The following is a 15,356-nucleotide window of genomic DNA, read 5'->3' on the forward strand; positions in this document are numbered from 1 at the left end:
ATTTTTAAAAGAATACGCCGAAATTTAACGCTAAATAGTGACTTCTAACATCCCTGTTTTTTTCGGTGGTAATACTGGTAAACCCGTTATTTAACGTTAAGCCCGCCACTATGCTGGTATTTCCTGAAATATCAAATTCGCCGCCACCACCAACGATTAGCCCGGCCCGGTAAAACTTAGTACGATCACCAATTCTTACATCATTTAGCTTAACCGTACTGCTTACCGCATCTTGTTTAGCACTTAATAAAATAGCATTCGACAAACCAAACTGACCATAAAAACGTCTCCCATTATCCTTTTCAGTCTTAAGTTTTATCGTTAATGGCAATTCCAGGTACTGAACTTTATACTTTAAATCATAAGCTACGGGGATACTCTTATTGGCTCCTACATCCAGGCTTTTAATATATGCCGGATCAACCTCTGTGCTTTTTCCATTCATAGTTGTAATGGTTAATGCTGTTGAAAAGCTATAATTGGGCGCAAAATTGAAATCCCCTATTAATCCGTAAGAGAAGCCTAAAGCCACGCCATCGGTTTTACCTTGTTCAGGTTTTACCCAGCCAAAGGTTGGCGATGCTGTTAAGCCTAACCGGAATCCGTAATTATTTAACTTTGGAAGTTGAGCAAAAGCACTGAAACTGAGGAATGAGAAAATTAAAATTGTTGATATTTTTTTCATGCTGGATGTGTTTATATTTGTTGAACATGATTGATAACGTAAAACACAGACAAATCTATCTAATTTTTCTTTTTGCCATTGCATTTATTTCATGCAAACAGGCAAACAGGCCTGATGTGAGCAATATAAACCTGGATATTAAAATTGATCGGTTCGATCATATACTTTATGCTGCTAAAAACAGAAATGCCAGTGAAGTGAATCAAATGCTGACCAAAAGCTATGGTTTGTTTTATGAGGATTATATCCACCGGATGATTGGCTCACCTGAGTATAGTAATGATGAAGTATTAAGCACATTATTTAAAGATCAGGCTTATGCAGACTTAACAAAGGATGTGGACAGTGTTTTCCCTAACCTCAAACCACAGGAGGCAGGCCTGACCCAAACTTTCAAATACATTAAATACTATTATCCTAAGGCTAAAATTCCGAAATTCATTTCATTCGTATCTGGTTTTGCCTATCAGATGCCAGTGGGTGATCAGTATCTGGGCATTGGTTTGGATATGTTTTTAGGCAAGGACAGCAAATTTTATAAAGCAATTGTTCAGAGTGTTCCGTTGTACCTGTCTAGACGTTTTACACCCGAATATATTGTTCCCCGTGTGGCAGAAACCTATGCACACGAAGAGCTCTTTCCTGAACCTGATGAAAACCGGACATTACTCTCCAAAATGATTTTCCAGGGAAAGATATTATACTTTCTTGATCAGGTTTTACCGGAAAACATTACTGATTCAGTTAAAATCGGGTACAGCACCGAACAGCTGCAGTGGGCTCAACAATTTGAAGGCGATATCTGGGCATATTTTTTGGAAAAAAATTACCTCTATGAAACAGACTATCAGAAAATTCAGGTATTTCTATCTGAAGGCCCTTTTACTCCAGGTTTAGGCGAAAACAGAGATTCGGCACCTAAATTAGGCGTGTGGACAGGTTGGCAGATCGTGAGAAAATATATGGATGAAAATCCTAAAGTGACACTACAACAATTGATGGCTGACCATGATGCACAGAAAATCCTTAATCAGTCGAAATATAAACCGAAGCAGAAATGAAATAGTAATAGCTGACCAATAAAGGTGATGTTCATCTTGCAACAATTAATCAATTCAGTTATCTAACCATCCATTAAGCCATTAATTAATTTTATGAAAGTAGGCATCGTTTTATCAGGAGGAGGAATAAGGGGCATTGCGCATTTAGGTGTTCTAAAGGCATTTAGCAACTTAGGGATTACTTTTAGCCACATCAGTGGTACCAGTGCTGGTGCCATTGCCGGTGCATTCTTTGCTGCAGGAATTGACCCTGAAGAAGGATTAAGTATTTTTCTTAAAACCAAATTGTGGCGATTTGTAAGACCTGCTGTTGGCTCATTAGGTTTAATCAATATTGAAAATACGGCTATGATTTTGAAGGAGTACTTTCCTGAAAATGCCATTGAAAAATTAAAGATTCCGCTAACCATTGCAGCAGTAAATTTTAGCGAAGGCCGTTTGGTCTATTTCACCAAAGGACCATTAATCAGGGCCATACATGCATCAAGTTGTATTCCTGGTATTTTTAAGCCCATTATGATTGATGGGCAGATGTATGTTGATGGCGGAATTTTAAATAATTTTCCTGTTGAACCTTTAATGGAAGACTGCGACTTTATTATCGGTTCGTCATGCAATCACCTTAAACCCGTAGATAAAATTACGGGGATTACCAATTTAATGGGAAGAGCTGGAATTATGTCTATTAACCATGATATGGAAAGAAAAGCAAAGTTCTGTAATGTTCTGATCGAACCAAAAGGCCTGGGTGCCATTAGTACATTCGATATGAAACGTGCTGAAGACATTTACTGGTTAGCGCATGAAGAAGCTTTAATTACAATTAAAAACAATCCAACTATTTCTCAATTGATCAGCAAGTAATCAGAAATTAAATTGAACGCCATATTACAGCATTTTAACCATACTCATATATGTTATTTTTAATACATATACGCAATATAAATATTACATATCTTTTGGCGATTAACGAATAAAGTTTTAGATTAGGATCATCTGCAAATGCAGAACAACTTAACCTAAACTTCTTATGTGCCACTCAACTATTTCCTTTTTTGACAAAAGGAGAATTCCGGTTTTTGCCATATTTTGATCTGATCCTAAGTTTGTCATCAGATTAAAATACTAACCTAAAAACCGAAAACATGAAATTAAAATTTAATAGATTGCTATTGATCGCATTTGCGATGAGTACCACATTTTACGCCTGTAAAAAGAATATAGCAACAGAATCTTCAGTTGTTGATCAACAAGAAAAACTTGGCACAAATCCACTTGCTGATATTAAAATTTGTACGGAAAGATTTCCTGATGGAACTAACCCGAGAGGCGCCGTTGTAAAAACAAAGAAATGGACACCCGGAACCACATTAAAAGTCAGCTTAAATGGAAGTACCTTAGCCATTAGAAACAAGGTGATTCAATTTGCCAGAGAATGGGAAAAATATGCAAACATCAAATTCAATTTCGTAACAAATGATAATACGGCGGCCATCCGGGTTAGCTTTGTCAGCGGAGACGGTTCATGGTCTTACATAGGTAAAGATGCCAATAGTATTGCCAGTGGAAATGCTACAATGAATTTTGGATGGTTTACGGCAACCACAGCAGATACTGAATATAGCCGTGTAGTTATTCATGAATTTGGCCATGCTTTAGGTATGATCCATGAACACCAGCAGCCACTGGTTTCAATTCCATGGGATAAACCAGCAGTTTATGCTTATTATGCTGGCTCACCCAACTTCTGGACCCAGGCACAGGTTGATAACAATTTGTTTGCAAAATACAGCACAGCAGAAACAAACTATAGTGCTTATGATGCCAAATCGATTATGCATTACGCTATTTCAAATGATTTAACCGTAGGAGATTTCGAAGTAGGCTGGAACAATGTCTTATCTGATACTGACAAAACATTCATTAAATCAGTATATCCATTTTAAACTAAATTTTGCACATAGTGGAGCGCTCCACTATGTGTATATAAACGGCTAAGAATGAAATACTATATGTTTAATCCTTTGCAGGTTTTTTCTTTCAAAAGCATTTTATTTTTTCTACTCATTATGCTTTTTGGTAGGGTTACATCAGCACAGCAGATCACCCATAAATGGGAAATTAAGCCAAACATTGGTTTAAGTCGAGCTGAATTTAATTGGTCTATAGCGGGTAACTTATCCGGCACAAGCCCCAACATTTTATCAGAACTGATCTGGAAGAATTTAAGAGGACCAGATTTTGGATTAGATGTTCAATATCAAATTACTGATAGGCTCTACATCAAGGCTGCTACACAATACACAGACATTGTTAAAGGTGATGCAGAAGATACGGATTATGCAGATGATAACCGTAAGAATGCTTTTTATTACGATCTTTTTGATGCGGGCAAAGGATACTTGTTATCTACGCAGGTACAACTAAAATACAGAGCCGTAAATTTCGGTTTGGTGAGTATTTTCCCAATTATTGCATTCACCTATAACCAGCATCAATTTAACCTATTGGAAAACGCTGGTAACCCACAGGCTATTGGATTAAATTCCACGTATCAAACCAAATATAACGGGTTTGATTTCGGGGTCGAAGCCATTTTAAAGACGAAAAAATTCTATATCAGCGCAGGTATTCTGAATGGTTTCTATTCCTATTCTGCTAAAGCCAACTGGAACCTGATTCCCGCTTTTGAAAAGCCTGTCAGTTTTACACAAAAAGCCAACTCTTTCGCTTTAACAGGTTACGCCAGTGTATCAATTCCAGTTAATAAGGATCTACAGTTCTCCGTTGATTATCAAATAAATAATGTAAATACCAAAAAGGGCATTGACCGCGCCTATCTAATTGGTAAAAACATTGAAGAGACCCGATTTAATGGCGCAAACTTCCGCAGAAATACGATTGCATTCGGTTTTAATTTCTTGTTTTAATGCTTCAAAGCAACCAGGCGTTCACCTGCTAAAACCGGAATAGCAGAACAGATATTAAGCTGCAAACAAAATACAACATCTTCCTCAATATTAAGCTGAGCTAAACGGTGGCTATGTGACGACTTATAAAGATACTTCCTCAAATCACCTTTAGCCAATGAATATAAATCCTCGGCTGCAACGCTGGAATCATCAAAATGCTCAAAGTGTTTCCGCAGTTTATTTACTACAGCACCGGCAAACAAGGTATCTTCCAAATTGAACTGATCTTTCCAGCCTGCACATAATAGCAATACATTTTTATGTTGAGCAGATAAATAATCGCAGAGTGAATCCAGATTCAGGAATGAACCGATCACGACCTGATGTGCATTTTTTTGCGCCAGATGCAATGCTTTGGTTCCGTTGGTGGTGGTAAGGACGATAGTCTTCCCTTCGACTTTTTCACTGGTATAAGAAAAAGGTGAATTTCCGAAATCATAACCGGCTACCACTTCACCGTTTCTTTCCGCAGCCAATAAAAAACCACAGTCACTATACTTCAGGCAATCCTCAACATTAGCCACAGGGATAATAGCTTCTGCACCATTAGCAATTCCGTAAGTAATGGAAGATGTAGCCCTTAAAATATCAATTACTACTACAATACTTTCCTTAATATCGTATAAATCAATCAATGCGGGGGTTAGACAAACTTCTATTTTTTTAGACATACGCTGGTTGTGAGTATTGAGATTTGTGATATGAGATAAAGCATTATTGCGCTTAATCTCATATCTATTATCTCAAATCTTATTTATAAAAAGGAAATTTAACTACTTTGGCTTTAATGGGTGTATTGCGGATGTTTATAAAAATCTCAGTTCCTTCTTTCGAAAAATCTTTAGTTACATATCCCATACCAATTGCTTTCTGTAATGATGGTGCCTGTGTACCTGACGTTACCTTACCAATAATATTTCCTTCAGCATCTGCTATTTCATAATCATGACGTGGAATACCACGGTCGATCATTTCAAAACCTACCAGTTTCTTTTGAATCCCGGCTTCTTTTTGAGCAAGTAAGGCTTCAGAATTGGTAAAAGATTTGGAGAATTTAGTAATCCAGCCTAAACCAGCCTCAATAGGTGAAGTGGTATCGTCAATATCATTTCCATACAAGCAAAAACCCATCTCTAAACGTAAGGTATCACGTGCACCTAAACCAATCGGCTTAATATTATAGGTTTTACCCGCTTCAAAAATAGCTTCCCAGATTTTGTCTGCGTGTTCGTTCTCAAAGTAAATTTCAAAACCACCTGCGCCGGTATAACCCGTTGCAGAAATCACCACGTTATCTACACCCGCAAAGGTTCCTTTAACAAAGGTGTAATACTCCATTGATGCCAAATCTACATCCGTTAAAGTTTGTAATGCATCAGCAGCTTTCGGGCCCTGAATAGCCAATAAAGAGGTTTGATCTGATATATTATGCATTTCAACATTGCTGGTATTAAACTGCTGAATCCAGTTCCAGTCTTTTTCAATGTTTGATGCATTCACCACCAGCATATAGGTTTTTTCATCAATCCGATAAACCAAAAGATCATCAACAATACCGCCATCAAGGTTTGGTAAGCAGGAGTACTGAACTTTGCCATCATACAATTTTGATGCATCATTACTGGTTACCCGCTGAATTAAATCTAAGGCATTTTCACCTTTTAAGATAAATTCACCCATGTGGCTCACATCAAAAACCCCTACCCCGTTACGTACTGTTGCATGCTCTGCATTAATGCCTTCGTAAGTAACAGGCATATTATAGCCTGCGAATGGAACCATTTTAGCGCCTAAAGCGATGTGTTTTTCTGTTAATGCCGTATTGTTCATGCTTAATCTTTATTTGCCGCAAAAGTACTAAGAAAACGGCAATGTTTAATACCTTATTTCAGGAGATATATAGCCATTCTAAAGGCAGAATTTAGGGGTAAACCAACCGATAAGCAACAAAAACCTGAAGGCTTATTCAAACAAGCAATAAAGCATACGTAAACCTAAATTTAAAAATCAAGTTGCTGAACATCTATATTCTTTCGTAAATTCAACATACCGAAAGTTCGTTAATGCAAATATTACGACTAAGAAAAATAAAACCTATGAGTACAGAAAAGACATTAACACCTAAGCAAACAGCAGCATTGATGCCTATACTAAAAAATCGCTTCAATGCGAATATGCAGCGGCATGCAGATCTGAAATGGGCGGATGTAGAAACCAGGTTAAGTATGAGCGCCCATAAACTACGGTCATTAAATGAGATGGAAGAAACTGGCGGCGAACCGGATGTAGTTTTGCTGGATAGTGCCTCAGGTAAATACCATTTTATGGATTGCTCAGCTGAAAGTCCGAAAGGCCGCCGGAGTTTATGTTATGACCGTGATGCACTTGACGCGAGAAAAGAAAACAAGCCTCATCATAATGTGATTGATCTGGCTTCAGAAATGGGAATTGAGCTTTTAACGGAAGAACAATACCGTTTTTTACAAACGCTGGGCAAGTTTGATGAGAAAACATCAAGCTGGATTAAAACACCAGAATGCATCAGGGTACTTGGAGGAGCACTTTTTGCAGATTTTCGCTACAATACCGTTTTTATTTACCATAATGGCGCACAGTCTTATTACGCAGCACGGGCTTTTCGAGGATGTTTAAAAGTTTAATGATTACATTAAACCTTTTAAGTGTTCGCCAGTTCCTGGTAAATCTGAAGCATTCCGGATGAAATTAAATAAACACTATGATCGGTTTCTACGGTTTTACGGGCATTTTCTCCAATTTCCATCCAGCGTTTAGGATTAATGATACATTGTAAAATTGAACGGTAAAATTCATCTGCAGAATCTGCAATCAGAATATCATAACCATGCTTACAGTTAATACCTTCAGCCGCGGTAGTAGTGGCTATAATGCATTTTTTCATGGCCATGCCCTCAATAATTTTTACGCGCATTCCCGTTCCGGAAATTAAGGGTACAATCATGATCGCTTTAGAATTCATAAAATCTACTGCATCAAATACCTCTCCTTCCACAATCAGGTTTTCTGAGTCATATTCGAAAAAATGCTTTTGCATATTTTTGCCTGCAATATAAAAACGCAAATCCTTATTCAGTTTTTCAATATCAGGCCAGATATCATCCAGAAACCATTCGAGACCTTCCTGATTAGGCCGCCAATCCATTGCACCAAGATGAAATAATGTTGGAAAACTGGTTTTAGTTTTATCTACCCTATACCTGTCCAAATCAATAGCTACCGGAAAAACCGTCATGGGCACCTCACAACCAAACCGGAGGATACTCTGCCTGTCGGGCTCGCTGATGGCAAAAATCTGATGAAAGCGATTAATCTGATCCGTTTCATAAGCCTTTAACCGCTGCGCCAGGAAAGCAAGATATTTTCTGCGCAGTAAAAAAGTTTCGGAATGCGCAAGACGTTCCCACAAAGTAAACTCAATATTGTGTGCCCTGTAAATCAGTTTAGCATTGCTGTTTGCTTTAACAATATCCAGATAGGGAACAACAAAAAGTCCTTCAAACTGAATGATATCGAAAACATTCTCACGAAGAATATTCTCCAGTTGACGGGCGGCCTCGTCATTGTAAAACCGGGAAACATTGTAAGATTGATTGGTGAAAATATTAAAAAAGGCAGACCATACATTCACGTCGGTATCCAGATCAACGTTATGATGCTTTATCTGTTCGAAAACTGGATCATAAATGTCTTCCACATCAATCCTTCCTTTTGAAGGATTTAAACTAAACAAAGTAATATCCGCACCATGATGCAGCAAACCTTTCATGGTATTATAAACCACAATTGGATAACCACTATTTGGCGGAAAAGGAACCCGCTTAGTTATTAACAAAATCTTCACAATGCTGTGAAAATACTAAATTTTAAACGTTTTTAGAAAACAAATCTAATTGCGGATCACGAACATTAAAAGTTTTACGGTGAAACGGAGAAAGTCCGATTTCCATTACCGCTTTACGATGTGCAATGGTCGGGTAGCCTTTATTTTTCTGCCAGTTATAATGCGGATAATCATGATGTAAATTGGTCATAAATTCATCACGATGTGTTTTGGCCAATATCGAAGCAGCTGCAATATTTAAATATTTACCATCACCTTTAATAATGCAGCAGTGTGGAATTTGAGGGTAAGCTTTAAACCGGTTACCATCAATAACCAGGTACTGTGGTGGCGTATGTAGTTTTTCTATCGCACGGTGCATTGCTAAAAAAGATGCATTCAGAATATTAATCTGATCAATCTCTTCATGATCGCAAGACGCAACCGCCCAGGCCAGTGCCTCTTTCTCTATAATCGGGCGTAATAAATCTCTTTGTTCATGCGATAATTGTTTGGAATCGTTTAAACCTTCCAGCACAAAGCCTTTAGGTAAAATGACGGCAGCAGCAAAAACTGGCCCGGCCAGGCAACCTCTTCCAGCTTCATCACAACCCGCTTCCAAAAATTCTTCCTGATAACAACTCAACAACATCTACTATGATTATTATGATTCAATACTATGATTAGTATGATTCAATGAGGACTATGATTAAATGAGGACTATGATTAAATCATAATTAGTATGATTCAATTATTATACAAAGATAACTCCTAAAAATAAATACCTGCAATATTTTATCTAATTTGTAGTAGCTATTATTTAATAAGTCATGATTGATACCCAATATCCTGAAAGCGAACTAACTGGAAAAATAATTGGCTGTGCAATGGAAGTACACAAAGCTTTAGGTAATGGCTTTCAGGAAAAGATTTATCAAAAAGCTTTCGCTATAGAATTACACAGTCAGGGTATAAATTTCGTACAAGAACATGAAATGAATATTTATTACAAAGGCTACTTTCTAGGTAAACGACGGGTTGATCTGTTTATTGAAAATAAAATTATGGTTGAATTAAAAGCTGTAATTCTACTGGATGATGCTCATTTGGCTCAAGCAATTAATTACTTAGAAGCATCGGGTTTTAAGGTTGGCTTATTAATTAATTTCGGAAGCAGGAGTTTGCAGTTTAAACGAGTAATGAAACCAGGCACAAAACTATGATTGGAAAGCCCTTTGATCTAAACTAATGATGTTTGAATCTTGAATGATAGTAATCAATAATTAAAAAAATATAACTTACTCTATTATTGCCTAAAAATCATAGCCAGCAATCCAGAAATCATGACCAATCATTTAATCATGAAATTCATAGTCTTACACCGTAACATTCTGCCCTTTCACATCGAAAGCATCTCTTAGGCCAATTGCTAAAACATTAAAGGCATAAACCGTAAACATGATGGCCAGCCCAGGCAAAACGGCCAAATAAGCCGCATCCATGATAATATAGCCATAGTGCTCCTTAATCATCCCTCCCCAGCTGGGCATGGGCGGCTGTGCACCAAAGCCCAGGAAACTTAATCCGGTTTCCAGTAAAATAGCCGATGCGAAGTTTGAGGAGGCTACCACCAAAATAGGGCCTGCGATATTGGGTAAAATATGTTTGATAATGGTTCTGCCTGTACTGAAACCAAGGGCCCGTGCCGCCTCTACAAATTCTACTTCTTTTAAAGCCATCACCTGGCCACGTACCAGCCTGGCTACATCCACCCAAGTGGATAAACCCACGGCAATAAATATTTGCCAAAACCCTTTTCCCAGTGCAAATGAAATGGCAATCACCAATAACAAAGAAGGTAAAGACCAAACCACATTCATAAACCAGCTGATGGCTGCATCTACCCTTCCCCCAAAATAACCGGCTATTGCACCCAAACCTATACCAATAAAAAGAGAGATTAATACGGCCATTAACCCTACGGATAAAGAAACACGAATCCCCAGAATTAAACGGCTCAATAAATCACGTCCGTAAATATCTGTACCCAGCAAGAAAGTTTGCTGATAGGTATAATGCTGTTCAAAATACTGTTCGGTTGTTTGAGTTTTATTTATGGACGAGCAATCGGGACAAAGTTCGTTGAGCAGATAAACCGATTCTTTACTCGATTCTTCTTTCCCGATATATTCATGAACCAAAACCTGCTTACCTGTAATTTTATACGATGTGATCGGGATGCTTTTAAATTGTGGCTTTTGTCCATGCAGCATTCTTTTGAAAAAATTGACCTCCGCTACATTTTGGTATTTTTGGATAATCAGGAATCTGAATTTACTTCCTGGCGGCACTTTACTAATCTGAACCACCTGGGTGTTCGCATCAGGTGTATTAACAGGTGTAATGAGGTAACCTGAAATCCCCATTGCCATTAATACCAGAATAAAAATCAATCCTGCGAATGCAAACTTATTCCGTTTAAATTTTAACCATACTTTTTTCGACGGACTGTTATCCATTACCTAACCATTCTTCCTTTCCAATTGTATTTACCGCTATTCCCCGCAATGCCGATATAAACCATATAAAAAATATGCACAACAGTTAAAACCGGGGTGAGTAGCAGTAAGCTCCGTCTCTTTGCAAAGCCTGTAACATCCCATAAAAATAAGCTTTCCAAAATCATTTTAACCAATAACTGATAAAATGTTACGGATAAAAAATCAGCAATAAATAAACCTGTGATGAAATTGGCAAGTATACTAAGATTGAATACCCATACAAAAACGCCTAAAATGATAATGGCTTTATTTTTATACCGGGTGCTTTTTGAAGCCCATCTTTTGCGTTGTTGCAGAAACGAATGAAGATTTTCTTTGGCATGGGTATATACGATCGCCTCGCTGTTTTTAAGAAAACCGATCTGATCAGGATATTTTGCGGCAATTTTATGAAGCAGTAATTCATCATCCCCTGAAGCCAGGTCATCAATCCCTTGAAAACCACCCACCTCATAAAAAGTCCTTTTCTCGTAAGCTAAATTCGCACCGTTGCAGGTGGATGGCTGCTTATTGCCGATGGTAGATGCACCTAAACCAATCAGATAAAGAAATTCTAAAGATTGTAAACGTTCGAAAAAGCTCTTTTCCTCAAAATAGGCCACCGGCGAGGAGATCATTTTGTAATGATGCGTTTCATAATAATTTACAATCGTAGTCAGCCAGTTTTCCCCCATCCGGCAATCTGCATCAGTGGTAATGATGAAATCTCCCGAACAAGTGCCTATGGCAGTCTGAATGGCTTTTTTCTTATAGGAATTAAGTGCCCGGTCTTCATTTAACCTGATTAATTTTACCCCCTGACTGGCATAGCTCATCACAATTTCTGCCGTACGATCAGTGGAATGATCATCAATAAAAATAATTTCCGTTAAATGCTTCGGGTAATGCTGGGCCACCAGATCATCAATGGTTCTGGTGATATTCTGTTCTTCATCACGGGCAGCCACAATAATCGATACCCTTGTTGAAGGAATACCTTTAGATGGATGAAAATTAACAAGTTTATGCCAGCCTCTGATAAATGTGATGACCAGAAAACCATAAACCAAGGTCAATGTAGCAGATAATAGGTTAGTGAGATTTAGAAATTCCAAAAAAATTGAGTTTAAAAACGAAATATGTGCCTAATATAGCAGGAATAATAATATTTATTAGCCAAATACTGGCCGTGCAGGCAATCACTGCCACATGCTGATCAGTAATATGCTTAAATAATTCTACCGCCGTGATGCTCCTGATTCCAACATCAAAAAGATCCAGGGAAGGTAATGCCGATTGAATAAAAAACAATAAACAGGTCATCATGATGATATCCAGGTAGTTTAAGCCAGGAATAAGCCAGGCAAAAAGAATAAAATATTGGGAACTGAAAACAACATAGCGGGCCAGGCAAAAAAGTATAACCCTAAAAAGTTCGGCTTTTCTGTACCGCCCTAAAATGCTATAAAACTTCTTATATTTCCGGGTAAACTTAAAGGACAATAATATGCCGTTTAACCATTGAATATTGAAATAAAAAACGATAAAAAACAGGCAAAAGACTGAAGCCAGAACAACTAGTGCCGTAAACACCAGGTGATCAATCGGCACAAACTGATAAACAAAAAAGCAGGCTGCAATGGCACCAAATACATTGGTTAATACCAGCTGCCCGATATTGCCAACGGTCATGGCTACAATACCAACAATCCGCCGTTTTGGAGAAAGAAAAAAAACACGCCCACCATATTCTCCTAACCGGTTTGGTGTAAAAATGGCCAATGTTAATCCGCAAAATACTGATTCTATCGCCCTGTAGAAGCTAATGTTTTCGATGTGATTCATCAACCTTTTCCATTTGGCCGCTTCCAGAAACCAGTTGAGCAGCATCAGCAGTAAAACCAAACCAATGATCAGGATAATTTCTACTTGCGGGATATCTATTAAAAGTATTTTAAAATTGCGCAGGTTTTGATTGGCCACCAGTTTATGGTAAATAAACCAGAAGGCAAATACCACAATGGCCGCTTTAATCAGGATGGATAATGTTTTTTTGCTCTTGTCTGTCAAGATTATCATTTTAGTTTGCAAATATGCTTAATATTGCTGTAATGTTGAATGAAAAAAAGGAACGGATAATCATGGGCATAGACCCAGGAACGGCGGTGATGGGCTATGGTATTATTTTAGAAAAGGGCAACAAAATAGAATTGATCAGCATGGGCGTAGTCAAAATGACGCATCTTGACGATCCTTTTCTTAAACTTCAACGTATTTTTGAAAAAACGGTTGTACTCATTGATCAATATAAACCCGATGTGCTGGCTATAGAGGCTCCGTTTTACGGCAAAAATATACAAGTGCTTTTAAAACTAGGTCGCGCACAGGGAACTGCTATTGCAGCTGCACTCTCCAGAAATATTTCGGTTACGGAATATTCTCCACGTAAAATCAAGCAATCCATTACCGGTTCCGGAAATGCAACCAAAGAACAGGTAGCAGCCATGTTGCAGCGCCTGCTTAATTTTAAGGAAACACCTGAATTCTTAGATGCTACGGACGGATTAGCAGTAGCTGTTTGCCATTCTTTTCAGAAAATTTCTTCATCAGGAAAATCAAAATCCTACTCGGGTTGGGAATCTTTTGTGAGCGACAATAAAACCAAGGTTAAAGGACTGGCTGTTAAGGTTAAAAAATAATGTTTTCTGGCTAACGATAATTTAAGTGACTAAAAACAGAAAACCGCCACTGCTTTTGATTTAACAGTGGCGATTAGTTTCAGCAGTTTTAGATTCGGTTATCGGTCAAACTACCAGATGCCTGTGTTTTAATTTTATCTTTTCTGATGAAATACCTGATCAGGAAGAATATCGCAACTCCGGTTAAGATTAATGCCCAAATGTTAGCCAAACCAATAATAAGCTCTTTAAAGATCGTCCATCCATTGATGATCCCCATCCATAACCGATTTCCAAAGGCTGGTTTGTAATCATAAATATCATCATTAGCCACAACGGTTGTTTTAATGGTATTATCCTGATAAAATTGAAGTGTAATGGTGCTGTACTTCACACGATTATCAATAGATAAGTTTTGTAATTTTTTATCCACATAATCATCTTTAATATTAAGGGAAGTTTCTACAGATGTACTTTTCCTGCCCGCAACCTTATTCATCTGATTTGCAGCTTCTATCCTATTGCCTGCCTTCATTCTGTTGCCTAAATAGGCCAGACTCTGGTCGTCCAGTTTTAAAGATTGGTTATCCACAAATACAGCCATTTTAGCAACCGTATTGGTAAAATCATCTAATTTTTCAGCTGGAACATTTGCAACCAGATACCCTTCCGTGCGATAGGAAGTAATTTCTTTAAGGGAATCAACAGATTGTTTAACTTTTTGCGTTTCCTGAATAATACTTTCAATAGAAAATTCAGCAACTGTACCACCCTGGGCTTTAATGGTTTGACTTAACTGCTCTTTTATGTTTTGAACGTTCTTTACGCGAAACCGCATATCAGCAGTTTTGATGATTTTAGGTTCAGCAACCGTAGCTACCGAATCAACAGCCATTATGGATTCTTTAGCTTCAACATTTTGATCGTTTTTATTGGCGTTGTTGCAGCCGAAAATAGTTAAAATAATGGCTATAGCAATTATATTCCTTTTCATGATTTTCTGGTTCTAATAAAGTAATCATTTTTAAATATTTGCTTCAAATGGCCATTTAAAGTTTCGACGTTTTTGGTTAGTTTATTACATCGCGTTTCCCTTTATACAAAAAATAGATTAAGGTAACCCAACTGACAAAAGCGTTTATTTCCTGATGATTTTTTGACGAAAATTCCATAAACGGAATTATTAATTTGAAATGTACAGGTGGATGGAAGCTATTGAAACCTCATTTCAGTTTCTCAAATTAATGGTTAATTCAACCCTTTTCAACAAAAAAGCCAATCATGTATTTAACATAATTGGCTCTTGTATTTAGAGAGAAAATATTTTATGCGTCTAATATTTTGAATACACCTTTAATGGCAATGATTGCACCAATAAATAAGATAATCCATGAAACCAAAGATAAAACCCAGGAGTCGAAAGCGAAACGTAAGTAAGTACCTAATATGGCAACAAGTACACCAAAAATCATTAGTTTATAAATTCCCGGCTGATTTGCCGTTTTCATACTCTCTGTATTATGCTTTAATTCGTTGTTCTCCATAATGTTTATTTCTATGA

The 15,356-nt window shown here is 37.5% G+C and carries 17 protein-coding genes; 7 read left to right on the forward strand and 10 right to left on the reverse strand.

All coding sequences use genetic code 11. The features are described from left to right. Nucleotides 1–4: 4 nt before the first annotated feature. Nucleotides 5–685: a porin family protein gene (locus OQ267_RS19505; RefSeq protein WP_265837638.1), complete on the reverse strand. Its 681-nt coding sequence runs from the start codon at nucleotides 683–685 to the stop codon at nucleotides 5–7. Between the two features lie 26 nt (nucleotides 686–711). Here OQ267_RS19505 and gldB point away from each other — a divergent pair, with 26 nt between their 5' ends. The 4 genes from gldB (at nucleotide 712) to OQ267_RS19525 (ending at nucleotide 4,676) form a co-directional block, all read left to right on the forward strand. Next, nucleotides 712–1,746 carry a gliding motility lipoprotein GldB gene (gldB, locus tag OQ267_RS19510; protein ID WP_265837639.1) on the forward strand — a complete coding sequence of 345 codons (1,035 nt, stop codon included), beginning with the start codon at nucleotides 712–714 and terminating at the stop codon, nucleotides 1,744–1,746. A gap of 93 nt (nucleotides 1,747–1,839) precedes the next feature. Beyond that, entirely contained in the window at nucleotides 1,840–2,610 is a 771-nt protein-coding gene (locus OQ267_RS19515) for a patatin-like phospholipase family protein (RefSeq protein ID WP_088299462.1), read from the forward strand. 281 nt (nucleotides 2,611–2,891) lie between these two features. Beyond that, nucleotides 2,892–3,692 (forward strand): M12 family metallopeptidase, encoded by an 801-nt coding sequence (locus tag OQ267_RS19520; protein WP_265837640.1) that lies wholly within the window; start codon nucleotides 2,892–2,894, stop codon nucleotides 3,690–3,692. Nucleotides 3,693–3,746: 54 nt separating this feature from the next. Beyond that, nucleotides 3,747–4,676 (forward strand): hypothetical protein, encoded by a 930-nt coding sequence (locus OQ267_RS19525; RefSeq protein ID WP_265837641.1) that lies wholly within the window; start codon nucleotides 3,747–3,749, stop codon nucleotides 4,674–4,676. Here the strand turns inward: OQ267_RS19525 and OQ267_RS19530 are convergent. After that, nucleotides 4,673–5,389 (reverse strand): 2-phosphosulfolactate phosphatase, encoded by a 717-nt coding sequence (locus tag OQ267_RS19530; RefSeq protein ID WP_265837643.1) that lies wholly within the window; start codon nucleotides 5,387–5,389, stop codon nucleotides 4,673–4,675. The genes OQ267_RS19525 and OQ267_RS19530 overlap by 4 nt on opposite strands. 79 nt (nucleotides 5,390–5,468) lie before the next feature. Further along, nucleotides 5,469–6,548 carry a glycine cleavage system aminomethyltransferase GcvT gene (gcvT, locus tag OQ267_RS19535; protein ID WP_088299466.1) on the reverse strand — a complete coding sequence of 360 codons (1,080 nt, stop codon included), beginning with the start codon at nucleotides 6,546–6,548 and terminating at the stop codon, nucleotides 5,469–5,471. A 266-nt stretch (nucleotides 6,549–6,814) separates the two neighbouring features. On the opposite strand from gcvT, the gene OQ267_RS19540 reads away from it, so the two are divergent. Beyond that, nucleotides 6,815–7,378 (forward strand): DUF4256 domain-containing protein, encoded by a 564-nt coding sequence (locus OQ267_RS19540; protein ID WP_265837644.1) that lies wholly within the window; start codon nucleotides 6,815–6,817, stop codon nucleotides 7,376–7,378. A 17-nt stretch (nucleotides 7,379–7,395) separates the two neighbouring features. Here the strand turns inward: OQ267_RS19540 and OQ267_RS19545 are convergent, their stop codons facing one another. Both OQ267_RS19545 and OQ267_RS19550 read right to left on the reverse strand, forming a co-directional pair. After that, nucleotides 7,396–8,598 (reverse strand): glycosyltransferase family 4 protein, encoded by a 1,203-nt coding sequence (locus OQ267_RS19545; protein WP_265837645.1) that lies wholly within the window; start codon nucleotides 8,596–8,598, stop codon nucleotides 7,396–7,398. A gap of 22 nt (nucleotides 8,599–8,620) precedes the next feature. Continuing rightward, nucleotides 8,621–9,229 (reverse strand): ribonuclease HII, encoded by a 609-nt coding sequence (locus OQ267_RS19550; RefSeq protein ID WP_265837646.1) that lies wholly within the window; start codon nucleotides 9,227–9,229, stop codon nucleotides 8,621–8,623. Nucleotides 9,230–9,407: 178 nt separating this feature from the next. Here OQ267_RS19550 and OQ267_RS19555 point away from each other — a divergent pair, with 178 nt between their 5' ends. Next, nucleotides 9,408–9,800, forward strand: a complete 393-nt coding sequence (locus OQ267_RS19555) for a GxxExxY protein (protein ID WP_265837647.1) — start codon at nucleotides 9,408–9,410, stop codon at nucleotides 9,798–9,800. Nucleotides 9,801–9,953: 153 nt separating this feature from the next. Here OQ267_RS19555 and OQ267_RS19560 read toward each other — a convergent pair whose 3' ends face one another. Genes OQ267_RS19560 through OQ267_RS19570 form a run of 3 tightly spaced genes read right to left on the reverse strand, consistent with a single transcriptional unit; the run spans nucleotide 9,954 to nucleotide 13,187 of the window. Beyond that, nucleotides 9,954–11,096 carry an ABC transporter permease gene (locus OQ267_RS19560; RefSeq protein ID WP_265837648.1) on the reverse strand — a complete coding sequence of 381 codons (1,143 nt, stop codon included), beginning with the start codon at nucleotides 11,094–11,096 and terminating at the stop codon, nucleotides 9,954–9,956. Further along, nucleotides 11,096–12,232 (reverse strand): glycosyltransferase family 2 protein, encoded by a 1,137-nt coding sequence (locus OQ267_RS19565; protein ID WP_088299472.1) that lies wholly within the window; start codon nucleotides 12,230–12,232, stop codon nucleotides 11,096–11,098. The genes OQ267_RS19560 and OQ267_RS19565 overlap by 1 nt, the downstream gene beginning before the upstream one ends. Next, nucleotides 12,210–13,187, reverse strand: coding sequence for a lysylphosphatidylglycerol synthase domain-containing protein (locus OQ267_RS19570; protein WP_088299918.1), 978 nt, complete (start codon nucleotides 13,185–13,187; stop codon nucleotides 12,210–12,212). Before OQ267_RS19570 ends, OQ267_RS19565 begins: the two co-directional genes overlap by 23 nt. A gap of 41 nt (nucleotides 13,188–13,228) precedes the next feature. On the opposite strand from OQ267_RS19570, the gene ruvC reads away from it, so the two are divergent. Further along, nucleotides 13,229–13,816, forward strand: a complete 588-nt coding sequence (gene ruvC, locus OQ267_RS19575) for a crossover junction endodeoxyribonuclease RuvC (RefSeq protein WP_265837649.1) — start codon at nucleotides 13,229–13,231, stop codon at nucleotides 13,814–13,816. An 88-nt stretch (nucleotides 13,817–13,904) separates the two neighbouring features. On the opposite strand, the gene OQ267_RS19580 is transcribed toward ruvC, so the two are convergent. Both OQ267_RS19580 and OQ267_RS19585 read right to left on the reverse strand, forming a co-directional pair. Then, complete coding sequence (locus OQ267_RS19580; RefSeq protein WP_265837650.1) at nucleotides 13,905–14,789, reverse strand: DUF4349 domain-containing protein; 885 nt, start codon at nucleotides 14,787–14,789, stop codon at nucleotides 13,905–13,907. Nucleotides 14,790–15,120: 331 nt separating this feature from the next. Continuing rightward, on the reverse strand, nucleotides 15,121–15,339 hold the full coding sequence (locus tag OQ267_RS19585) for a hypothetical protein (protein WP_029287390.1): 219 nt from the start codon (nucleotides 15,337–15,339) through the stop codon (nucleotides 15,121–15,123). Nucleotides 15,340–15,356: the final 17 nt, after the last annotated feature.

It is taken from the genome of Pedobacter sp. MR22-3, assembly GCF_026240075.1.
GTDB lineage: Bacteria > Bacteroidota > Bacteroidia > Sphingobacteriales > Sphingobacteriaceae > Pedobacter.